Consider the following 22,748-nt stretch of genomic DNA (forward strand, 5'->3'; position numbering starts at 1 on the left):
CCCTGGGGGCTCCGCGCCGGCATCCATACCGGCGAGGGTCAGCCCGCAACCACCTGCTCGCCGCCGTCGGATATCGCTGCCACGTACATGCCTAGGTTAATTCGAGAGGGCTCATCATGATCCTCGATTGGTTACTCCCCATTCTGATCTCCGCAGCGCTGCTGCTGGCTGTGGCCGGTATGCTCAAGCGGATCAGCCTGTGGCGCGCAGGTCAGCCGGAGAACGTCAACTTCTTCTCGGGCTTGATGGCGATGCCACGCCGCTACCTGGTGGATCTGCACCATGTAGTCGAACGTGACAAGTACATGTCCAAGACCCACGTGGCGACCGCAGGCGGCTTTGTGCTGTCGATGGTGCTGATTCTGGCCGTGCACTTGTTCGGTATCGAAAACCGCTGGCTCAGCTACGCGCTGTTGGGCGCTCTGGTGCTGATGTTTGTCGGCAGCTTCTTTGTCTGGAAGCGTCGTCGCAATCCGCCTGCACGCCTGTCGAAAGGGCCATGGATGCGCCTGCCCAAGAGCCTGCTGATGTTCGCTGTCAGCTTCTTTATCGCTACGCTGCCGGCTGCCGGAATACTGCCGACGGACTTCGGTGGCTGGGTGCTGGCTGTCGTACTGGCGGCCGGTATCGTCTGGGGCTTGGGTGAGCTGGTGTTCGGCATGGCCTGGGGCGGGCCGATGAAGCACGCCTTCGCCGGCGCCCTGCATCTGGCATTTCACCGCCGTCCGGAGCGTTTCGGTGGGGGGCGTTCAACCGGTCTCAAGCCGGTCGACCTGAACGCTGCAAAACTGGGTGTTGAGAAGCCGACCGATTTCAAATGGAATCAGTTGCTTGGGTTCGATGCCTGCGTACAGTGCGGTAAGTGCGAGGCGATGTGCCCGGCGTTTGCGGCCGGTCAACCGCTGAACCCGAAGAAGCTGATCCAGGATATGGTGGTGGGTCTGGCCGGCGGTTCTGACGCCAAGTTTGCCGGTAGCCCCTATCCGGGCAGGGATGTGGGCTTCGCCGTCGGCGGTCCGAACCTGTCGATCACCGAAGGTCTGGTCAGCCCCGATACCCTCTGGTCCTGCACCACCTGTCGCGCCTGTGTCGAGGAGTGTCCGATGATGATCGAGCACGTGGATGCGATCGTCGACATGCGACGCTTCCTGACGCTGGAGAAGGGCAGCACGCCGAACAAGGGTGCCGAGGTGCTGGAAAACCTGATCGCCACCGACAACCCCAGCGGATTCAATCCGGGTAGCCGGATGAACTGGGCGGCCGACCAGAACCTGCGCGTCATGAAGGACGTGAAAGAGGTTGATGTGCTGTTCTGGGTTTCCGACGGTGCTTTCGATATGCGTAGCCAGCGTATCCTGCGCGCGTTCGTGAAGGTGCTGAAGGCGGCCAAGGTAGACTTCGCCGTACTCGGTGATGAAGAGCGCGATTCCGGTGATGTGGCCCGTCGTCTGGGCGACGATGCCACCTTCCAGAGTCTGGCCAGGCGCAATATCGCGGCGATGAGCCAGTACAAGTTCAACCGCATCGTGACCACCGATCCGCACGCTTTCCACTGCTTGAAGAACGAGTATCCGGATCTCTATCCGGCCGGCCAGAAGCCGACCTATGAGGTGCTGCATCACACCACCTTCATCAACGAGTTGGTCAAGGCTGAGGTGCTCAATCTTAGCGAGTACAAAGGCGGCACCGTGACCTATCACGACCCCTGCTATCTGGGCCGTTACAACGGCGAGTACGACTCTCCGCGCGAGCTGCTGAAAGAGCTGGGTATCGAGCTGGCCGAAATGGAGCGCTCCGGTTTCCGTTCCCGTTGCTGCGGCGGCGGTGGTGGCGCACCGATCACCGATATTCCGGGTGAGCGTCGTATTGCCGATATGCGTATGGAAGAGGTTCGTGCAGTTGGCGCCGAGCTGGTTGCCGTGGGCTGTCAGCAGTGTACAGCGATGCTCGAAGGTGTCGTCGAGCCCCGTGCTGAAGTGAAGGATATCGCGGAGCTCGTGGCCGACGCGCTGATCGAGGATGCAGCACCGGTCAAGTCTGGTGTACAGCGCAAAGACTCTCGCGAGCAGAATAAACCGGCAAAAAAGCCGCTGGTTGAGGAGGTGATCTGATGAGTGAGGATATTATCCGTCGCGACCCGCGCGCGGAGTGGATCGCCCGCAACCGGTTGCACCCTCTGCACCAGACAATGCAGGCAAGCCCGGCCGAAATGCGTGGTCCGTCCGGCCTGATTCGGCGTAATCCCCATGCGGTCGGCTTTATTGGCCCGAATGGCATCAAGCGTATCGACCGCATGAACGGCAACGCTCCGGTGGTTCCGGGTGGACGTCGCTCAGCAGGCGCGGCCAAAGAGGTGGAACTGCCGCTGCATCGTGTGGAGAACCCCGATTACTACATCGCGGTGGTGCCCGACATGGTGGGTGGCCGTCTGAGTGGCCATGATCGCGATGTGCTGGGGCAGGCTCACAAGCTGATTGCCGAGATCGGTGGCAGCGGTGCTGTACTGGCCATTGTCTTCGGTGAGTATCGAGAAGAGGCGTTCGACAAGGCGGGTGTTGATCGCCTGCTGCATCTGCAGAGCGATGAGTACGAGGGCTATTCGCCGGAGTTGCGCGTGGCGGCGCTAGCGCAGGTTGAACAGACCTTCGCGCCGCGTCACTGGCTGCTGCCTGATAGCGTTGCAGCCGGCTTTGAAATCGGCTGCCGTCTGGCAGCCGAGTTGGGTGAGCGACCGGCAACACAGGCCTGGCAAGTGGGTCTGGAGCAGACCATCTGTCGCGCCGCCGGCGGTACCCGCGATATTACCCGCCAGACGCCGCGCTTGCTGCTATTGGCTGAAGAGTGCGCAGAACCGATCGACGAGACCCGTCATGAAGTGCTGGCGGTCGAGCTCGACGCGACGGTTTCCGCTCAGGCCCGGATACGCGACTGCGGTCAGGTGGCGGTTGATCCCAACGCTATCCCGCTGGCGGAAGCGGAGTTCATCCTGTCGGCGGGCAACGGCGTCAGCGACTGGGCTCAGTTCCATCAGGCGGCGGAAGTGCTGGGCGCTACCGAAGGGGCGAGCCGTGTGGCGGTGGACGATGGTTATATGCCAAGGTTCCGTCAGGTGGGCGCTACCGGTACCTGGGTGACCGCACGGGTGTATGTGGCCGTGGGTATCTCGGGTGCTATCCAGCATCTACAGGGTATCGGCCAATGCGACAAGGTCATCGCCATCAATACTGATATCGGTTGCGACATGGTCAAGCGTGCGGCTCTCAGTGTAATTGCCGACAGCAGTGAGGTGCTGGCGGAGCTGATCCGACTGGCCAAGGCGCATCGTCTGGAGGTGCTCGAACATGCAGCCTGATAAACAGAATTTGAACCTGCGCATCACCGCGCTTGTCTCGCTCGGCAAACACCCGGGCTCTGGTCGGGAGCGTCGCGCCGAGCAGGATGCCCGTGCCGTGGAGATGGGGCTGACACTGTCGCCCAAGGGGCTCGAAGTACTGCACGCGGGAAACCCACAGTCAGAGTCGCTGCGTGCCTATGCCGGTATGGGGCTTAAGATGCTTCGCGTACTTGAGCAGGGTGAAGGTGCCGATGCAGTACCGGCACTGAGCCACTATCTGAATCAGCAGAAGCCGGATATTGTGCTCACCGGTGTACGGGCTGAAAGCGGCGAGTCATCCGGCATGATGCCATACCTGCTGGGCAAGGCGTTGGGGTGGCCTGTGGTGACGCGAATCGCCGAGATCGTCAGCATCGATCATGGCGAAGCCAACCTGCTGCAGGCGCTGCCGCGCGGTCAGCGTCGCGCATTGCGTGTGCCGCTACCCTTTGTCGCCAGTGTCGATATGGCCGCTCAGGCACCTCGTCAGAGCGCCTTTGGCCCCGCCAGCCGTGCACAGATGGAGACGGACGATGTCGGTGTCGAGATCCTCGATGAGGTCAAGTCGCTTTGGAGCGAGGCGCCTGCCCGTAAACGGCCTAAGCGTCTTAAGGTGGTCAAGGCCAAAACCGCTGCCGACCGCTTCAAGGCTGCGACAGCCAAGTCTTCTGGCGATGGCGGTAAGGTCCTGCGCGACAAGCCGGCCAGCGAAATGGCGCAGGCGGTGTTCGACCTGCTGCTGGAAGAGGGCGTTATTCGCTAACGGGCGCGCAATAGTCGAAGGCGCAGGTCGGATCTTCTTCGGCCTGCGCCTTTTTTGTGTGTCGATAGCCGGTTTCATGTCGCGTTCGGCAACGCCTGAGGCGATTGTGAATAGATGAGGGTGGTTTGTTGGGGGCACAATGAACCCATATTTCAAATGAAGCCAGACAGCCTCACCTCTGTATGCCGATTGCGAAATATATCCCCTGTTAAACGTCGTGGCCGATCTACCCTTCGGCTGTGGCTGTTCCTCAAGTCTCCGGTGCACCCCGGAGCAATCACGGTTCTAATCCTTTGGCCCCCGTCCCCGGGGGCTTTTTTTACTTACGGGCTTTCGTCTTGCATCTCGTCCAGCAGGGCAGGCCAGCGTTCGGTCCAGCAGCAGTGATGGTCATATCCGGGGATGATAGTCATATGCACAGGACGCAGGCTGTTCAGGCCGGTGACGAAGCGGCGCGTCATAGCGGGGGGGATAATCGAGTCGTGCTCACCTACGAAATGCCACTGCTCGACATTGGCAAGGCGCGCTCTGTTGTCAGCGGGGTTAAGTGATCCAACGAGCGGCGTAATACGGTGGTAGTCGCTCCAATAGTCTGTATCGAGGTTGCCCGCGATGGTTACCAGTCGATCCACATCGGTACGGGCCTCGGCCAGCAGTGTTGCGATGGCACCGCCTCCCGAGTAACCGATCAGTGTCAGGCGGTTGGCGCTGTATTCCTCTTTGAGTTGGTTCAACGCTTCGTTGTAGGCGTTCACAACCTCGGGTGCAAACCGGCTACCGAGCCAATAGCGGGCGGGGCAGTTGGCATGTGGCTGATACTGGCACGGGCGTCCCAGATAGATCACTTGAGCGCTGCTATCGCGCAGGGCGAGTCTCAACGCCAGCGGATCAACCGGTGTTGGGTCTGGCGATGGGCGAGAACGCGTTATCCAGGCCAGACCATCCCCTTCGATATAGACCCTCAGGCGCTCAGCTCGGGCAGTGGTTACACCTGAAAAACCTTTCAGTTCAAACTGCCCTGCCTTAAGCGTGATCGGCTTCAGGCCCTGCTCTTGCGCCAGTGCGCTGGCGTGCTCGGTGCGCGCCTCGGGCGAGGGGATGGAGGCGCAGGCCTGAAGCATTAGCGTGATCAGGCAGGTTGCGATGGCGTTGCGGGTCGGGCGTTTCATCGGTTGGCCGTTGTCTGTAGGCGATAAAAAAGGCCATGAGCATCACTCATGGCCTTGATGGTAGAGACTGATGGGCCTTTTTAGAAGGCGACGCGCAGTTTCAGTGATGCGGTCTGGCTCAGGTAGTCAGAGCGGTATTCGGCATCGTAGTTGGCGCTGATTTCAGCACCGTTGTCGGCGGTGTGGAACAGACCGAAACCGGCGTTGGCGATCCACGGGTTAGGATCGAGACCCTCGGTTGTGAACTGTGCACCCGGCGCGCCTGCAAACGAGGAGGTGATGCTGGCCTGATCGTTGATCAGATCGTAGCCCACGCCCAGTTTGGCGTTCAGCTCAGTGCTGGGGTTCAGGGTATGGATCAGCTGTCCTTCAACACCGGCGACCAGCGCCTCTGTGATGTTGCTCTCAACATCCAGATTCAAAAGCCCTGCACCGGATTCGGTGTAAGACTCATCCTTGATCCAGGTGTAGTCCGCTTTAACGGTTGCGATCGCACGGTTGGCATCGTCGATGGCGTAGGTATGGGCCACGCCAGCGCCAAGGTGAGCGGTGTAGCTGTCGTAATCGGAGTCAGCGGCACTGTTGGTAAAGGTGATGACACGCTTGCCCTGGTTCTGGTTTTGACCCACATCGGCCTGGAAGGTCAGGTCGGTGTTGGCATCCAGCGCGTACGAGCCGTAGCCGATCAGCTGGTAGCTGTCGATATCCAGGCTCTGGGGCGCCACGTTCGAGTTGCTGTCCACGTTGGTGTTGGCATAGGCAAACGCGATACCCAGACGGGTCAGGTCGTTGATAGAGCTGTCCAGACCCAGTACCAGACCGCCAGTCTTGGCGTCGTAGCCGGATACGCCCTTACGGTCGTCCTGCTCGGTCCAGGTGCCGAACGGCTTGATCCAGAAATGCTTGTCGCTCAGCATCGCATCGCCGGAGGAGAGGCCCAGATTGGCGTTCTGACGTGCGCCAACTGCATTGTTGATACCGTAGAGCGTGGTGCGCGCGGCCATGGAACCTGCACCGGTCAAGACAGGGAGGGTTTGGCTTACGGCGGCTGACAACTCTTCTTCACTTGAAAGGCCGGTGAACAGATTTATAAGGCCGCTGTTTGCGTCTATAACCTGTGCTGCACCATATGCGGGCGAGTTCTTTGTATTGACGACAGCGTCATAGGCCAGTAGAGCAGAAAGAATTTGGAAATTAGATATTGTAAATACACTGCCTCCACAACAACCATCCCCGTGGTCATACCATCCAAAAATGTCGCCATCGAGGAGTCCATCTAAGGATGACGAGCCGGACTGATTGTCTGCGCCGGAGCTATCGCTTAGCTGGGTTTTGACGCCGTTGACGGTTATACCGGCGGGATCCCAGGATGGTCCATCAACATCGTACGTTACGTAAGACCAATCGAAAGTAACATCACAGCCAGCGCCACAACCGCTCAGGGATATAGTGAAGGTGGTATCGCCCCCTCCGTTATCTGAACCTGTCAAAGTAACTGAACCTGGTGCCGAGCCTGTATCGATACTGCCGTCTCCAGCAACAGTCTGGCTCCAGTTGTCAGCGGCATAGTCACCTGAAAAGTCCGCCTGAGCGGCTGGTGCAGCCAAGGCGAGTCCTAAGGCGATTGCAAGTGGCGAGCGAATAAAAGCGGGCTTTCGGTTGGATTTCATAGTGTTCCATTTCCTTGAAGTATTACGCATTCCGTCCCGGACTCGATTCCATCGATAAGATACGACTGCACACTGTTCTTTGGCGACAAGGCGGATTTCGTAGGAAAAAACTGACAAATCGGTCGGTATTATACCACCTACGAAACGCTTGGAAATGCGCCCGCGTACTATTTACGCGTGCTTACAGGCTTTGTTTGCTTCTTTGAGGGACGATCACGTTGAGACGGACTTCCCTGCGTGACGCAATCAGACAACTCATTCCCGCCATGTCGCAATTCCGCCGTTTTTCCTTTCTGACCTGTCGCAACGGGGACAACAGTCTATTCCCGCATTCGTAGTATGGATTGGCACGCTTGGTTGTATCCGGAGTGTCCGTTTTCGCGGACCGGAAGTCCCTCTCGCTTCCATGCAGGTTCATCCCCTGTATCCGTCGTCGCCAGGATAACAATAAAAAACAACAGACTCCGTGCGGGAGTCCTGTGCTGGAAATCCAGACAGTTCAAAGGAGAGCTTCATGAAAGGTGTGAATAGAGATCAAGCCGAGGCGGAGGCCTTGGTGATAACCGCGGAGTATGACACCGACTATCAAGTCGGACAGGATAACGTCAAACTGCTCGGGCTGGACGTTCATAACCCGGTCTTTGGCATCAGTGCCGGACTGATTCTGCTGTTTATTCTCGCAACCCTGCTGTTTCCGGCCGGTGCCAAGGAGGCATTGACCGGCGCACGTGGTTGGTCAATTGAACATTTCGACTGGTTGTTCATGGTTGGTGCCAACCTGTTTGTTGTTTTCTGCCTGGCGTTGATCGTTCTGCCGGTCGGCCGGATCCGCTTGGGTGGCGTAAATGCCAAGACCGAGTTTTCAACACTCTCATGGTTCTCGATGCTCTTTGCCGCCGGCATGGGCATTGGGCTGATGTTCTGGAGCGTGGCTGAACCTGTGGCGTACTACACCGACTGGTATGGCACTCCGCTGAATGCGGCAGCGCGAACGCCGGAAGGTGCCGACATGGCACTTGGCGCAACCATGTTCCACTGGGGTCTGCACCCCTGGGCCATTTACGGCGTGGTGGGGCTGGCACTGGCGTTTTTTGCCTACAACAAGGGCCTGCCGCTGACTGTTCGGTCCGCGTTTTACCCGCTGCTGGGCCGTCACACCTGGGGTGTGCTCGGTCACGTGGTTGATATTCTTGCCGTACTGGCAACCATCTTTGGTCTGGCCACTTCGCTCGGTCTCGGTGCCCAGCAGGCTGCCGGTGGTCTGAACTACCTGTTCGGTATCGCTAATGACCTCTCGACCCAGGTAGCGGTGATCGTCATCGTAACCGGTGTGGCGCTGTTCTCCGTTGCCCGCGGCCTCGACGGTGGTGTAAAGCTGCTGAGCAACATCAACATGGTCATCGCGGCCGGCTTGATCGCGCTGATCATCGCGGTTGGTCCGACGCTGGCGATCTTCAAAACCATGGGCACGATGTTGACCAGCTACGCCAGCAATATCGTGCCGCTATCTGACTGGATCGGTCGTGAAGATGGTACATGGTTCCACGGCTGGACTGTTTTCTACTGGGCGTGGTGGATCTCCTGGTCACCGTTCGTCGGCATGTTCATTGCCCGTATCTCCCGTGGTCGCACCGTGCGCGAGTTCATCACCGCTGTTCTGCTGGTGCCGACGCTGGTCACACTGGTATGGATGAGTGTCATGGGGGGGGCTGCCATGGAGCAGGCAACCAACGGCGTTGGCGAGCTTGCCAACGGTATTGGTGATGTCTCTCAGGCGATGTTCCAGATGTTTGAAAACCTGCCGCTGACCAGCCTGCTCTCCGTCGTTGGTATCGTGCTGGTGCTGGTGTTCTTCATCACCTCGTCTGATTCCGGCTCTCTGGTAATCGACAGCATCACCGCCGGTGGCAAAACCGACGCACCGATGCCTCAGCGTATGTTCTGGGCAAGCCTGGTGGGCATTATCGCCGGCACCCTGCTGGTCGGTGGCGGCTCCGAAGCGCTGGTGGCGTTGCAGGCTGGGGCGATCACTACAGGCCTGCCGTTCACCATGGTGCTGGTGCTGATGTGTCTGAGCCTCTATCAGGGGCTGAGATCGGAAGTACACCTGCATTGATAGCGACCACACACACGAGAGGGTAAACGCGATGATGATTGCCGAGCTGATCGATCTTGAAGACTTCACGGACCGGTTGCGGGAGTTGGGACTGGCTCTGCCGGTGGGAGCTGACGCAACCGCTGTGAAGGCTGAACTTGAGGATTGGCTTGGCGATGCTTCCAGCGAGGAACTGAACGCTTTCGAGCGGATGGTTGCCACGCTGGAGGCAAAATCCGGGGGGATGATGTTGCCGATCGTCGTGGCGTTGATAGCGCATGGCCGTGGCCTCATCGAGCACTACAAAAACTAAGCTGCAAACTATTAAACGAAAGGGCAAAAAATGAAGAAACACACCCTGTCCAGCTTTAAAACGTTGCTTGTAACCGCTGCGACGACTGCCTGCCTGATGAGCGCAAGCGCTCAGGCGCTGACGCTGAAGCTGGCCACCGACTCGGGTACCCAGGGCTCACCGGCCGGTGATGCACTGAAAAAGTGGGGCGAGCTGATCGAGCAGAGATCGGGCGGCGAGATCAAGACCAAAGTGTACTACCAGAACGAGCTGGGCGGTCAGCAGGAGGTGTTCGACCTGCACGTGGCCGGTGACGTGGATGTCATGCTGAACTGGCCGATGACCTCGTACGACAAGCGGATCGGTGTGATCTATACCCCTTACATGACCTTGTCCTGGGATGAAGCGCTGAACGCTTACAGCCCAGGTGGTTGGGTCAACAACATGCTCGGTGGTATCTATCAGGATATCGGCCTGAAGTTTTTCGGCCCCTGGCCTGAAGGCTTCAACGGTGTAGGTTCACGCGGCAAATATGCGTTGAATATCGCCGATGCGGAAGGGCTCAAGGTGCGCACCATGACCGTATTCCCGGCTCCACAGACGATGCAGGCGCTGGGTTATCAGACCGCTGCAATCGACTGGGGTGAAGTGTATACCGCACTTCAAACCGGTGTGGTCGATGGCGAAGCCGGTAACGTGATCTACTGGGATTACGAGTACTTCCGCGACTCCCTGGACTACTACGTACAGACCAAGCATTTCTTCATGACCGGCATCCTGTCCATGAACCTGGACTCCTGGAACGGCATGAGCGAAGAGGAGCAGAAAGTGGTCAGCGAAGCGGCGCTGGAGATCATGAACGATCAGTTCAAGGCAGCCAAAGAGCAGGACGATCACTACATCGCAGAAGCGCATAAAGCGGGCATGGAGTACTTCGAGCCCAGCGACGAGCAGATTCGCGAGTTCGCCAAGGCTGCACGCGAGAAAGTTTGGCCGTTGATGGATCAGGAGATCGGCTCCGAGATCATGGAGACGATTCGTGCCAATGCAACTCCGCTCTAAGCGGCATCCACACCTGTTTTAACCCCGACCGGCCCGCTTTGCGGGTCGGTTCGCTCAGAGGCTGAAGAAGATGATCGGCAGACTCTTTTCCGGGCTGGATCGCCGTATCGGATGGTTGCTGGAAGCGGCCGCGTTTGTATCCAGCATGCTCGTTGTCGGGCTGATGCTGTTCCTTGTGCTGGCACGTTATGTGTTTGGCTGGTCCGTGGTGGGACTTCTTGAGCTGATCATGCTGTTCGGGATGTGGCTCTATATGCTCGGCGGGCTTATTGCCAGCCGTCGTAACGAACATCTCGTGGTGGATTTCGTCGAACTGCAGATATCGGATCGACGCCTCAAGCTGATGCATAAGGCGATGATCTCGTTCATCACATTTGTGATCTGCCTGTTCTTCGTTGTACTGGCGTACCGGATGCTGGCCTGGGGCATGCGTCGTCCGCAGTCAACGCCGGGCATGGGTATTCCGCTCTGGCTGCCTCAGGCCTCAATTATGGTGGCCGCTGTGGGCTGTAGCTGTTATGCGCTGCGCGATGTTGTGTGCGCCATAACCGGCATCAAACAACTGAAAAAAGAGGGGGCGCTGGCATGGAAGGGTTGATTGCGATTGGCCTGTTGATGCTGCTGATGATCATTGGCGTTCCTGTCGCTTGGTCGTTCGCAGGTGTCCTTGCTTATATGGTTTTCGCCTACGACGCCAACCTGAACACCCTGATGCTACAGGGCTACCGCTCGGTGGACTCGGTGATTCTGATTGCACTGCCGCTGTTTGTGCTCACCGGATATTTGATGCAGAGCGGCGGTATCGCCCGCCGATTGGTCGATTTCATTGAGGTGATGATCGGCAAGCGTCGCGGCGGCATGGGCGCATCAATGGTGATGGCCTCGGGTATCTTCGGTGCCATCGCCGGCACAGCCACGGCTGCTGTCGCCTCAATCGGCACCATCATGATTGGGCCGCTGGAGCAGCGCGGTTACCCGCGCAGCTATTCATCGGCGTTGCTGGGGATCTCTTCGCTGCTGGGGATTTTGATTCCGCCGTCGATCACCATGATTCTGTTCGCGGTAGTGACACGCCAGTCTGTGGCGGCGTGCTTCGCGGCATCGGTAGGGCCTGCGATTCTGCTGATTATCGGGTTGATCATTGCCAACCGTTTCAGCGTTGGCCGCTTCTTTCATGAGGTGAGCAGTGCCGCTAACGACGGGCTTGAGCAGCTACCGGGCAAGGGCAAGGCCACCTTCCGCGCTTTTCCGGCATTGTCGTTGCCGATCATTATTCTCGGCGGTATCTACGGCGGTGTGTTTACACCGACTGAAGCGGCGGCAGTGGCGGCTTTTGCCGCGATGCTGATCGGCTTCTTCATCTACAAGGATCTGAATCTCGGCACCTTTGCGCGTAGCGTGGTGTCAGCAGCGGAGACAACCGGTACAGTGATTCTCATCCTGCTGTTTAGCTTCATGATCGGCCGAATTCTGGCGTCTGAGCGGATACCGCAGGATCTGACCGAACTGGTGAGTACGCTGATCCAGAACCCGTTGATGATCCTGATCGTGGTCAACCTGTTTTTGATCATTGCGGGGATGATCATGGATGATGTGTCGGTGACGGTGGTGGTGGCACCGCTGTTCCTGCCGCTGATGATCGACAGCGGTGTTCATCCGGTACATTTTGCATCGATTGTCGCCTGTTCGGTGGTGATCGGCGCCAATAGCCCCCCGGTGGCACCGATACTCTATATGGCGTGTCGTATTGGCAAGGTATCGATCCACAAAACCGTGATGCCGGCACTGGCGCTGATGGGATTTGTGGGCTTGCCGGTCATGATGATCACGACCTTTGTGCCGGACCTGTCACTGTTCCTGCCGCGCATGCTCGGGTTCGTGTAACCGGGGTCTATCAACCGAAAACAGCGTTCGATTATCGAACGCTGTTTTTGCGCTGTGCGTTCGATAATCGAACCCGTCCTCTCGATCCCGACCTGTCTGCATCCCCTATTTTCAATAACTCATTGAAAAGCATTAAAAATAATTAGCATTTTCTGTTCTGGCCTTTGGGTATGCTTCTTGCGTTCCGCATCAAGGCTGCCGGTGCTGACAGTGGGCGGCACGCCATGATCGTTGCTGAGGCAACGCCAATAATAAAGCGGAACTCTAAGGATGCGTTTATGAAAGCTCTTGTCTATCAGGGCCCCGGCCAGAAAGCAGTTGTCGACAAGGATAAGCCGACAGTACTTAAGCCCACGGATGCTGTGGTGCGCATGACGAAAACCACCATCTGCGGTACCGATCTTCACATCATCAAGGGTGATGTGCCAACGGTAGAGGAGGGGCGTACGCTCGGTCATGAGGGCGTCGGTGTCATCGAAGAGGTGGGCAGTGCCGTCAATAACTTCAAAAAAGGGGATCGTGTGCTGATCTCCTGCATCACTTCGTGCGGCCGCTGTGCCAACTGCAAGAAACAGCTGTATGCGCACTGTGAAGATGGCGGCTGGATTCTCGGTCACCTGATCGATGGCACTCAGGCTGATTACGTGCGTATCCCTCACGCCGACAACAGCCTCTATCCGATTCCGGCCGGGGAGGATGAAGAAGCACTGGTCATGCTCAGTGATATTCTGCCGACGGGTTTTGAAATCGGGGTCCTGAATGGACAGGTGGCACCGGGCTGTACCGTCGCTATCGTCGGTGCAGGCCCTGTGGGTATGGCTGCATTGCTGACCGCCCAGTTCTACTCGCCGGCGCATATCATCATGATCGACATGGACGATAACCGGCTGGAGGCAGCCAAAACCTTTGGCGCGACGGATCTGATCAACAGCGCTCGACAGAATGCGATTGAGACGGTGATGGCGTTAACCAACAACCGCGGTGTCGATGTGGCGATTGAGGCGGTGGGTATTCCCGCCACCTTCGATATCTGCCAGGAGATTGTCACTGCGGGAGGCAACATCGCCAACGTGGGTGTGCACGGTACCAGTGTGGATCTGCATATCGAAAAGTTGTGGATCAAGAACATCACACTCACCACCGGTTTGGTGAATACCAATACCACACCGATGCTGATGAAGACGCTGGAGTCCGGCAAGGTTCAGCCAGAGCAGTTGATCACCCACCATTTTGCCCTTGATGAAATTATGGCGGCGTATGAGGTGTTCGGGAATGCGGCCAAGGAGAAGGCCATGAAAGTGATCCTGAGCGCCGACTAGCCAGATGCATGGGGAGGGGGAGCCCTCCCTTTTTTACCCTGCATACTGGTGAGCGCTGGAACGGATCCATTGCGGCAGAGCGTCTGCAGGCATGGGGCGTGCAATGCCGTATCCCTGAGCCAGTTCACAGCCAAGGCTCAGTAACTTTTCACCGTGGGCCTGAGATTCCACCCCTTCGGCTATTACTTCCAGATTGAAGGCTTCCGCCAGACCCAGTACACCCTTGAGAATCGCCAGATCGTCCGGGTCTTCCAGCATATCCCGGACAAAGGTCTGATCGATCTTCAGCGTCCTTACCGGCAGGTGCTTGAGGTAGGAGAGGGACGAATAGCCGGTACCGAAATCATCAAGCGAGAACATGACGCCGATGGCCTGGCATTCACGCATGATCTTCGATACCTGCGTCATGTTATCCAGTGCGCTGGTTTCCAGTATCTCCAGTTCGAGCTGGTCGGGCTTGAGCTCAGGGTAGCGCGCAAGGGCTTCCTGAAGATGGGGCACGAAGGTTGAGTGTTGCAGGTGAACGGCTGCGATATTGACGCTGACCACCATCGAAAGACCTTGCGCCTGCCACCGCGATAGCTGAGTCAGGGCTTGCTCGATGGTCCAGTCTCCCAGCAGCACCATCAACTCGTGTGTTTCGATCGCGGGCAGGAAACGTCCGGGGGAGAGCAGGCCCAGTGTCGGGTGATTCCAGCGGATCAGCGCTTCTACCCCGACTATCTGGCCGGTGCGCAGATTGAGTTGAGGCTGATAGTGCAGTTCGAACTCGTTGTGGGCCAGGCCGTGGCGAATCTGCTCGATCTCCTCATAGCGGTGACGCAAAGAGCGGTCCTGCTTGGCATCGAAAATATGGTATCGGTTCTTGCCGTTGAGCTTGGCCTGGTACATCGCCTGATCGGCCTGACGTATCAGTTGGTCGGCGTCAGATTCATCATTGGGGGCGTAGAAGGTAACGCCGATACTGGCTGAAACCTGCACCGGATGGCCCTCGATCAGCAACTGCTTTGAGCTTGTCTCGAGAATCCGCTCAATGCCTGGTCGGCAGTCCTTCATATCGGCGATGTCGGGTAGAATCGCGACAAATTCATCGCCGCCTAGCCGAGCAAGCGTGTCCTCTTCCCGAAGCGTCCGTTTCAGCTGTTTGGACAGCTCAATCAGCAACAGATCGCCGATATCGTGGCCGAGGCGGTCGTTGACCTCCTTGAAACCATCCAAGTCAAGAAACAGCAGGGCCAGCGGATGATGGTGACGGTTGGAGTGAGCGATGGCCTGACGAAGGCGGTCGGCTAACAGCAGTCGGTTGGGTAGACCTGTGAGCACATCATAATGTGCGATCTGTTCCAGCTTCTGCTCATGGGCTTTAAGCGTCGAAATGTCCGCAAAAAGTGCGACATAGTTTTGGTGTCGGCCTTCTGCGTCCGATACGGCACTGATAGTCAAAAACTCCGGGTAGATTTCACCATTTTTGCGGCGATTCCAGATCTCGCCCGACCAATAGCCCTTTCTGATCAATTCCTGCCACATGGCTTGATAAAATGCTTCATCCTGTCGGCCCGACTTGAGGATGCGGGGGTTCTGGCCGACTGAGTCAGATTTCGAATAGCCGGTGATGCGGCTGAACGCTTGGTTTACATCAATAATCAGGCCTTTTGCATCGGTTATAAAAATGCCTTCGCGAGCGTGCTGGAACACGCTGGCGGAGAGCACCAGTTGTTCTTCGGCCTGACGTCGCTCGGTGATGTCCTGATGGGTGCCGAACATGGTCTGCGGTTTGCCATCGGCATCCCAGGTAAATACCTTGCCGCGATCGAGCACCCATACCCAATGACCGTCCCTGTGCCGCATGCGGGCTTCGCACTCGTAGTAGGGTTCTTCGCCTGAGAAGTGTCTTTGTAGCGCATCGCCTGAGCGCTCGAGATCATCCGGATGCGTGAACTTCAGCCAGGTGTCGATGGAGACGGGTTCGAGCTCTTCGAGGGTGTAGCCGATAATCTCGGCCCAGCGCTCGTTGAATACGGTTTTGCCGGTCTGGACATGCCACTCCCAGGTACCGACATTGGTGCCGTCGATTACGTTTTGCAGGCAGTCTCGTTCGAACTGGACAGCGTCCCGCGCTTTTCGCGTGACATCCCTCATGGTGTTGAGCGTATGGCTGAGTGTGGCAACCTCCCCATAGCCGAACTCGGGGGCCGGCAGAAGCGGGATGCCATCATCGTCGCACTGGGCGAAAGCGTTGGATATTTTGTAGAGAGGTCTTACGAACAGATGCTGGACGGCGTAGATCAGGATACCGATCAGCGTTAAGGCCAGCACCAGTGAGGCGCTAATGTTTTCTATCAGAACGCGCTGTAATTCTTGAGAAATTGCCTCGCCGGTCATATAGACCGAGATTTTTCCGATGGGTTTGCCCTGTGAGGAGATGATAGGTGCTTCGACGCTGTAGTAGGCGTTCTGCAACCGGCCTTGTTGCGCTTCGTTTTGGGGATCGAAATCGATATAGGTACCCTCTGCACCGAGTATCGATCCACTGGTGAAGGTCGGCCCGTCAGGGCTAGCCCCCTTGCGTTTATCTTCTAGTGTGATGGCATAGAACGCCTGAAGCTTCGCTTCTGTTGCCACCATCTTTTCATAGTCGTCGACCGCGTACGCCTCCATTAGCGGGGCAATATTGTTGCTCAGACGCTCAAGGCTGCGCCTTGCATCCTCTTTCATGTGACGGGTGATATGTTCGCTTTGAACCTGGAAGTGACTCATGGTCAGTACGATGAAGACAATGGTCACCATGATAGCGATCAAAAGGCTCAGCAGGGCCAGCAGCGAGAGGGGCTTGCGGCGTTTTTCATGCATGGGGTTTAGTCTGCCTCCAGCCCAAGTACGTTGCGTCGTATCATGCCCATGAACTCCGGTTCGGCATAGAAGCAGTTCAACAGCATCTGGTCGGCCTTGTTCAGCTCGTTAATGGCATCAATCGCGCTCTGGAAGGGCTGACACCTGACTGATCGGTCAGTCATTTGAGATTAACGCCTCAAGCGTGACGATGTCACCACAATCAGCGCTTTCATAGCCGGGCAGGGCGTCCACAGCGGTTCTGAATGCATCATCTTTAAGCGTTTTCAGCAGGCTTTGCATAGCGGGCATCTCCAGTGTGCGCTGATGACAGGCGATCAAGTAACGCTCGCGGGCCAGCGGGATAAAATCCAGACCAAACTGGCTGGCCGCGGCTTGCACGCCAAACCCGGTATCCGCCATGCCGGCTGCAACATGGGCCGCTACGGCTGAGTGGGTGAACTCGATGCCGGCGCTTTCCAGACAGGTTTCTGTGTCCAGGCCGGCCCGTCGCATCAGCTCCTCGAGCAGCTTGCGTGTGCCCGAACCCGGTTCGCGGTTGATAAAGCGGACATCTTCGCGGCAGAGATCGGCCAGCGTTTCGATATTCAGAGGGTTTCCGGGTTTGATCATCAAGCCCTGTGCGCGGGTGATAAAACGAATGATGCGGTGCGCGCGGGGTTTGAGCAGTTTGTCGACCCAGCCTTTCATCTCGTCGCTGATTGCTTCGACCGGCAGGTGAAATCCGGCAAGGTCGCACTGATCCCGTGCCATCGACGCCAGTGCATCCTGCCCCTGCTTGTATTGCAGATCCAGTTCAAACCCCTGAATGAAACGCGGCAAAAGCTCCACTGCATAGCCGTGGCTGGCATGCAGACGCAGCCCCGGACGGCTACCCTCTAAGAGGCGGGACAGCTCGATGTTGAGCTCGGATGTGATGTTGTCGAGCTGGGGCTCCAGTCGTGCGATCACTCTTTTTTCGGCCCATAACAGCTTGTCGCCCAGCGGTGTCAGCCGGGCACCGCGCCCCTTTTCGAGCTCGACCAGCGGGGTGCCGAAAAACTCGGCCCATTTATTGAGTTGGTTCCAGGCGTGACGGTAGGAGATGCCGGTTCTCGCCGCGGCGCTGGTGAGCTTTTTATCCTGCTCGATATGTCGCAAAAGGATAAATAGCTGCGGATCAAGTGTGCGACCCTGATCGTCTCGGAAGGACCAGGTGGGAACGATGCTGATCTTATGAATAGGCATTTTGTTTCATATTTTGATTAGTACCCTCTGATGTTAATTTGTACGCCATAAAAAGAGCAACACTTCTGCTTGAATATGAAATTTGGTTCATATTTCGGCGGTAGGAGGATAACCAATGAGTACGCCGGGAAGCGCGAGCTGGGAGCCAACAGTCGCGCAAGCCATCATCGATGAGCTCAAGTCCAAGCCGGGAGCGCTTTTGCCGATCCTGCACGCCATTCAGGACCGCTTTACCTATATCCCTGACGATGCCGTATCCCTGATCGCGCCTGCGCTTAAATTGAGCCGCGCGGAGGTTCATGGCGTGATCAGCTTTTACCACCACTTCCGTACCCGGGAGCCCGGCCGTCATGTGGTCGAGATCTGCCGTGCCGAGGCGTGTCAGGCACAGGGTGCGCGTGCCCTTGAAGCGCATGCAAAGGCGGCGCTTGGGGTCGATTACCATCAGACAACTGCGGACCGCACGGTGACGCTGGAGCCGGTTTACTGTCTGGGTAACTGCGCCTGCGGACCTTCGGTGCGTGTGGGTGACGAGATTCACGCCGGTGTTGATGCGCAGCGCTTTGATGAACTGGTCGATGCGCTTAAAACCGACCGGCTGGAGGTGCAGTAATGGCTTACCGAGTGTATGTGCCGTCTGATACCACCGCCAAGGCGTTGGGTGCCGACCGACTTGCCGCCAGCATCGATGCGCTGGCGCATGAGATGGGCGATCCGTTGGAGATTCGCCGTAATGGTACGCGTGCTCTCTACTGGCTTGAGCCGCTGATCGAGGTGGATACACCCGAAGGGCGTTATGGCTTTGGACCGGTCAAAGAGCGGGATCTGGAATCCCTGTTTGCCGTTGAGTTCTGGAAGGGCGAGGTGGACCATCCGCTGGCGCTGGGCTTGGTCGAAGAGATCCCTTACCTCAAGCGTCAGCAGCGTCTGACCTTTGCCCGTGCCGGTGTTATCGATCCGTTATCGTTGGACGATTACAAGGCGCACGGCGGCTACAGGGGGCTGGATAATGCTCTGGCACTGGAACCACAGGTGATCGTCGATGCGGTGAAGGAGTCCGGCCTGCGCGGTCGTGGCGGCGCGGCGTTCCCCACCGGTATCAAGTGGCAGACCGTGCTTAACGCGCCGGCCGATCAGAAGTACATCGTCTGCAACGCCGATGAGGGCGACTCAGGTACTTTTGCCGATCGTCTTGTCATGGAGTGCGACCCGTTCATGCTGATCGAGGGGATGACCATCGCCGGTCTCGCCGTCGGCGCGACCCAGGGCTACATCTACCTGCGCTCCGAATACCCCTTGGCACAGAAGAACCTGAACGCCGCGATTGAAACCGCCTACGCCAATAATCTGCTCGGTGAAAATATCCTGGGCAGTGGCCAGCGCTTCGATCTGGAAGTACGTTTGGGTGCCGGTGCTTATATCTGTGGCGAAGAGACCTCGCTGCTGGAAAGCTTGGAGGGCAAGCGCGGGCTGGTGCGCGCCAAGCCGCCGCTGCCCGCCATCGTCGGCCTGTTCGGTAAACCGACTGTGGTCAACAATGTACTGTCGCTGGCGGCGGTGCCGTTCATCCTCGATCGGGGCGCCAAGGCGTATGCCGACTGCGGTATGGGTCGCTCACGCGGCACGCTGCCGTTCCAGCTCGCCGGTAACGTGAAGCAGGGTGGTTTGGTTGAACTGGCGTTTGGCCCGACCCTGCGTGAGCTGATGTTCGAGTTTGGCGGCGGTACCCGTAACGGGCGTGCGCTGCGGGCCGTGCAGGTGGGCGGTCCGCTGGGAGCCTACCTGCCGGAGAGCCAGTGGGATACACCGCTGGACTACGAAGCGTTCGCCAAGATCGGGGCCGTGCTCGGTCATGGTGGCGTGGTGATGTTCGACGATACCGTCGATATGGGTGAGCAGGCGCGTTTTTCGATGGAGTTCTGCGTGGCCGAGTCCTGCGGTAAATGCACCCCGTGCCGTATCGGTTCTACCCGTGGCGTCGAGGTGATCGACCGTATCCGGGCCGGTGAAAACGTCGAGGGTAATCTGGAACTGCTGTCCGACCTGTGCGAGACCATGGTCGACGGTTCTCTGTGCGCGATGGGCGGTATGACGCCGTTCCCGGTACAGAGCGCCATGAAACACTTCGGTGAAGATTTCGTGAAACATACATCTGACGCCCAAGCGCTGGCGGAGGAGGCCTGATCATGTTGCAGCATTTTGATCCGAACAAAGATTACGGCACCCCGGCATCGCTGAGCGAGAACCTGGTCACGCTGGAGATCGACGGTGTCGAGATCAGCGTACCCGAAGGTACTTCAGTGATGCGCGCAGCCGCGCTGGCCGATATCAACATCCCGAAGCTCTGCGCCTCCGATAATCTGGACGCCTTCGGCTCCTGCCGCCTGTGTGCAGTGCAGATCGAAGGGCGTCGCGGTCTGCCCGCATCCTGTACCACCCCCGCTGAGCAGGGGATGAAAGTGTGGACGCAGAATGACAAGCTGGCCAAACTGCGTCGCAATATCATGGAGCTGTACATCTCCGACCACCCGCTGGACTGTCTGACCTGTCCGGCCAACGGCAACTGCGAACTGCAGGACATGGCCGGTAGCGTCGGCCTGCGCGAAGTGCGTTACGGATTTGACGGCGAGAACCATCTGGATGCGCCCAAGGATACCTCCAACCCCTATTTCACCTTCGATGCCAGCAAATGCATCGTCTGCTCACGCTGTGTGCGGGCCTGCTCGGAAGTGCAGGGCACCTTCGCGCTGACCATCGATGGTCGCGGCTTCGACTCCAAGGTCGCCGCCGGTCAGGATGAAGGGTTCCTCGACTCTGAGTGTGTCTCCTGCGGTGCCTGTGTGCAGGCCTGCCCGACCGCAACGCTGACCGAGAACTCCGTTATTGAGATGGGGCAGCCGGAGCACAGCGTAGTGACAACCTGCGCGTACTGCGGCGTGGGTTGTTCGTTCAAGGCGGAGATGAAGGGCGACAAGCTGGTACGCATGGTGCCCTACAAAGGGGGCGATGCGAACCACGGCCACTCCTGCGTGAAAGGGCGTTTTGCGTTTGGTTACGCCACCCATAAGGATCGCATCCGTGCACCGATGATCCGCGATTCCATCGACCAGCCCTGGAAAGAGGTGAGCTGGGAAGAGGCGATCGGCTTTGCTGCCAAGCGCCTGAAAGCGATTCAGGCGGAACATGGCCGCGAGAGCATCGGCGGAATCACCTCCTCACGCTGCACCAACGAAGAGACCTATCTGGTACAGAAGCTGATCCGCGCCGCGTTCGGCAACAATAACACCGATACCTGTGCCCGTGTCTGCCACAGTCCTACCGGTTATGGCCTGAAACAGACATTGGGTGAGTCTGCCGGCACCCAGACATTCGATTCGGTCATGAAAGCCGACTGCGTATTGGTGATCGGTGCCAACCCCACCGATGCCCATCCGGTTTTCGGCTCGCTGTTGCGCCGTCGTCTGCGCGAAGGCGCGAGCCTGATTGTGGCAGATCCGCGCCATATCGATCTGCTTGATACGCCGCATCTGGGTGATGCGACCCATCTGCCGTTGCGCCCGGGATCCAACGTGGCGATGGTCAACGCGCTGGCGCATGTCATCGTCACCGAAGGTCTCGAAGATACCGGCTTTATTGCCAAGCGCTGTGAGGATGACGCTTACGCCAAATGGCGTGCGTTCATTCAGGACCCGCGTCACGCACCGGAGGCAGTGGAAGAGGTTACCGGTGTTGCAGCGGACAAAGTACGGGAAGCGGCGCGCACCTATGCCAAGGCGCCCAATGCTGCGATCTACTACGGTCTGGGTGTTACCGAACACAGTCAGGGCTCGACCACCGTTATGGGGATCGCCAACCTGGCGCTGGCGACCGGTAATATCGGCCGTGACGGTGTCGGCGTGAACCCGCTGCGCGGTCAGAACAACGTACAGGGCTCCTGCGATATGGGCTCCTTCCCGCACGAGTTGCCGGGCTACCAGCACGTGGCTGATCCGGTTGCGCGCGGTCGCTTTGAAGCGGCCTGGGGTGTCGAGATCGATCACGAACCGGGGCTGCGTATCCCTAACATGTTCGATGCCGCTATCGCCGGCCATTTCCGTGCGCTGTACGTACAGGGTGAGGATATCGCCCAGTCGGATCCGAATACCCAGCATGTGGAGCAGGCGCTGCGCTCGCTCGATTGCCTCATCGTGCAGGATATTTTCCTCAATGAGACGGCCAAGTTCGCCCATGTGCTGCTGCCGGGCTCCACCTTCCTTGAGAAGAACGGAACCTTCACCAATGCCGAGCGCCGTATCAACCGCGTGCGCAAGGTGATGCCGCCGATTGCGGGCAAAGAGGATTGGGAGGTGACGGTGGCTCTGGCCAACGCGCTGGATTATCCGATGAACTATGCCCACCCGTCTGAGATTATGGACGAGATTGCCCAGCTGACGCCGAGCTTTGCCGGTGTCAGCTACGACAAGCTGGAGCAGCAGGGCAGCCTGCAATGGCCCTGCAACGATGAGCATCCGGTCGGCTCGCCGATCATGCATGTGGAGAGCTTCCCGATCGGCAAGGCGCACTTTGCCATCACCGAGTTCGTGCCCACCACCGAACGGGCCAACCGCCGCTTCCCGCTGCTGCTGACCACTGGTCGTATCCTCAGCCAGTACAACGTGGGCGCGCAGACTCGCCGCACCGACAACCAGGTGTGGCATGACGAGGACGTGCTGGAGATCCATCCGCATGACGCCGAAGAGCGTGGCATCAATGACAACGACTGGCTGGGCATCAGCAGCCGTGCAGGTCATACCGTGCTGCGCGCGCGCATCAGCGAACGGATGCAGCCGGGTGTGGTGTATACCACCTTCCACCACCCGCACAGTGGCGCCAACGTGATCACCACCGACAACTCCGACTGGGCCACCAACTGTCCGGAGTACAAGGTGACGGCGGTACAGGTCGAGAAGGTGAGTCAGCCCTCCGATTGGCAGAAGAACTTCCATGACAATCACCAGCGTCAGCACAAGTTCCTGCACGAAGCCAAGCCGGCGGCGGAGTAAAC

The 22,748-nt window shown here is 58.2% G+C and carries 17 protein-coding genes; 12 read left to right on the plus strand and 5 right to left on the minus strand.

The window, feature by feature from the left end; translation table 11 throughout:
- Positions 1 to 119: 119 nt before the first annotated feature.
- From ADIMK_RS10400 to etfB, 3 genes are read left to right on the plus strand one after another with little or no spacing between them, the layout of a single operon-like run.
- On the plus strand, positions 120 to 2,111 hold the full coding sequence (locus ADIMK_RS10400) for a (Fe-S)-binding protein (protein ID WP_081849752.1): 1,992 nt from the start codon (positions 120 to 122) through the stop codon (positions 2,109 to 2,111).
- Positions 2,111 to 3,352, plus strand: coding sequence for an electron transfer flavoprotein subunit alpha (gene etfA / locus ADIMK_RS10405; RefSeq protein WP_036187420.1), 1,242 nt, complete (start codon positions 2,111 to 2,113; stop codon positions 3,350 to 3,352). The genes ADIMK_RS10400 and etfA overlap by 1 nt, the downstream gene beginning before the upstream one ends.
- Positions 3,342 to 4,136, plus strand: coding sequence for an electron transfer flavoprotein subunit beta (gene etfB, locus ADIMK_RS10410; RefSeq protein WP_036187423.1), 795 nt, complete (start codon positions 3,342 to 3,344; stop codon positions 4,134 to 4,136). The genes etfA and etfB overlap by 11 nt, the downstream gene beginning before the upstream one ends.
- Positions 4,137 to 4,459: 323 nt before the next feature.
- Here etfB and ADIMK_RS10415 read toward each other — a convergent pair whose 3' ends face one another.
- Both ADIMK_RS10415 and ADIMK_RS21695 read right to left on the minus strand, forming a co-directional pair.
- The gene (locus ADIMK_RS10415; RefSeq protein ID WP_036187426.1) at positions 4,460 to 5,305 is read right to left on the minus strand and encodes an alpha/beta hydrolase family protein; all 846 of its coding nucleotides are present in this window, start codon (positions 5,303 to 5,305) and stop codon (positions 4,460 to 4,462) included.
- 80 nt (positions 5,306 to 5,385) lie between these two features.
- Positions 5,386 to 6,975, minus strand: a complete 1,590-nt coding sequence (locus ADIMK_RS21695) for an autotransporter outer membrane beta-barrel domain-containing protein (protein ID WP_197027520.1) — start codon at positions 6,973 to 6,975, stop codon at positions 5,386 to 5,388.
- Between the two features lie 514 nt (positions 6,976 to 7,489).
- On the opposite strand from ADIMK_RS21695, the gene ADIMK_RS10425 reads away from it, so the two are divergent.
- The 6 genes from ADIMK_RS10425 to ADIMK_RS10450 all read left to right on the plus strand — a co-directional run bounded on the left by ADIMK_RS10425 (position 7,490) and on the right by ADIMK_RS10450 (position 13,627).
- On the plus strand, positions 7,490 to 9,091 hold the full coding sequence (locus ADIMK_RS10425) for a BCCT family transporter (RefSeq protein WP_036187438.1): 1,602 nt from the start codon (positions 7,490 to 7,492) through the stop codon (positions 9,089 to 9,091).
- A 31-nt stretch (positions 9,092 to 9,122) separates the two neighbouring features.
- A complete protein-coding gene (locus ADIMK_RS10430; protein WP_036187441.1) occupies positions 9,123 to 9,383 on the plus strand; it encodes a hypothetical protein in 261 nt (86 codons plus the stop codon).
- A gap of 30 nt (positions 9,384 to 9,413) precedes the next feature.
- Positions 9,414 to 10,424 carry a TRAP transporter substrate-binding protein DctP gene (gene dctP, locus ADIMK_RS10435; protein WP_081849750.1) on the plus strand — a complete coding sequence of 337 codons (1,011 nt, stop codon included), beginning with the start codon at positions 9,414 to 9,416 and terminating at the stop codon, positions 10,422 to 10,424.
- 70 nt (positions 10,425 to 10,494) lie between these two features.
- Entirely contained in the window at positions 10,495 to 11,022 is a 528-nt protein-coding gene (locus ADIMK_RS10440) for a TRAP transporter small permease (protein ID WP_036187443.1), read from the plus strand.
- Complete coding sequence (locus ADIMK_RS10445) at positions 11,010 to 12,308, plus strand: TRAP transporter large permease (RefSeq protein ID WP_036187445.1); 1,299 nt, start codon at positions 11,010 to 11,012, stop codon at positions 12,306 to 12,308. Before ADIMK_RS10440 ends, ADIMK_RS10445 begins: the two co-directional genes overlap by 13 nt.
- 278 nt (positions 12,309 to 12,586) lie before the next feature.
- On the plus strand, positions 12,587 to 13,627 hold the full coding sequence (locus ADIMK_RS10450; RefSeq protein ID WP_036187447.1) for a zinc-dependent alcohol dehydrogenase family protein: 1,041 nt from the start codon (positions 12,587 to 12,589) through the stop codon (positions 13,625 to 13,627).
- A gap of 33 nt (positions 13,628 to 13,660) precedes the next feature.
- Here ADIMK_RS10450 and ADIMK_RS10455 read toward each other — a convergent pair whose 3' ends face one another.
- The 3 genes from ADIMK_RS10455 to ADIMK_RS10460 are packed head-to-tail and all read right to left on the minus strand — an operon-like array spanning position 13,661 to position 17,704.
- Positions 13,661 to 16,477, minus strand: a complete 2,817-nt coding sequence (locus ADIMK_RS10455; protein ID WP_051692849.1) for a GGDEF domain-containing phosphodiesterase — start codon at positions 16,475 to 16,477, stop codon at positions 13,661 to 13,663.
- 5 nt (positions 16,478 to 16,482) lie between these two features.
- Positions 16,483 to 16,641, minus strand: coding sequence for a hypothetical protein (locus ADIMK_RS21965; protein WP_156042882.1), 159 nt, complete (start codon positions 16,639 to 16,641; stop codon positions 16,483 to 16,485).
- Positions 16,634 to 17,704 carry a substrate-binding domain-containing protein gene (locus tag ADIMK_RS10460; protein WP_036187450.1) on the minus strand — a complete coding sequence of 357 codons (1,071 nt, stop codon included), beginning with the start codon at positions 17,702 to 17,704 and terminating at the stop codon, positions 16,634 to 16,636. The genes ADIMK_RS21965 and ADIMK_RS10460 overlap by 8 nt, the downstream gene beginning before the upstream one ends.
- A 115-nt stretch (positions 17,705 to 17,819) precedes the next feature.
- Between ADIMK_RS10460 and ADIMK_RS10465 the strand changes: the two genes are divergently transcribed.
- From ADIMK_RS10465 to fdhF, 3 genes are read left to right on the plus strand one after another with little or no spacing between them, the layout of a single operon-like run.
- The gene (locus ADIMK_RS10465) at positions 17,820 to 18,317 is read left to right on the plus strand and encodes a formate dehydrogenase subunit gamma (protein WP_036187453.1); all 498 of its coding nucleotides are present in this window, start codon (positions 17,820 to 17,822) and stop codon (positions 18,315 to 18,317) included.
- Complete coding sequence (locus ADIMK_RS10470; RefSeq protein WP_036187456.1) at positions 18,317 to 19,888, plus strand: formate dehydrogenase beta subunit; 1,572 nt, start codon at positions 18,317 to 18,319, stop codon at positions 19,886 to 19,888. Before ADIMK_RS10465 ends, ADIMK_RS10470 begins: the two co-directional genes overlap by 1 nt.
- Positions 19,889 to 19,890: 2 nt before the next feature.
- Positions 19,891 to 22,746 (plus strand): formate dehydrogenase subunit alpha, encoded by a 2,856-nt coding sequence (gene fdhF / locus ADIMK_RS10475; protein WP_036187460.1) that lies wholly within the window; start codon positions 19,891 to 19,893, stop codon positions 22,744 to 22,746.
- The last annotated feature ends 2 nt before the right edge of the window (positions 22,747 to 22,748 follow it).

This window comes from Marinobacterium lacunae (genome assembly GCF_000705555.1).
In the GTDB taxonomy this organism is placed as follows: domain Bacteria; phylum Pseudomonadota; class Gammaproteobacteria; order Pseudomonadales; family Balneatricaceae; genus Marinobacterium_D; species Marinobacterium_D lacunae.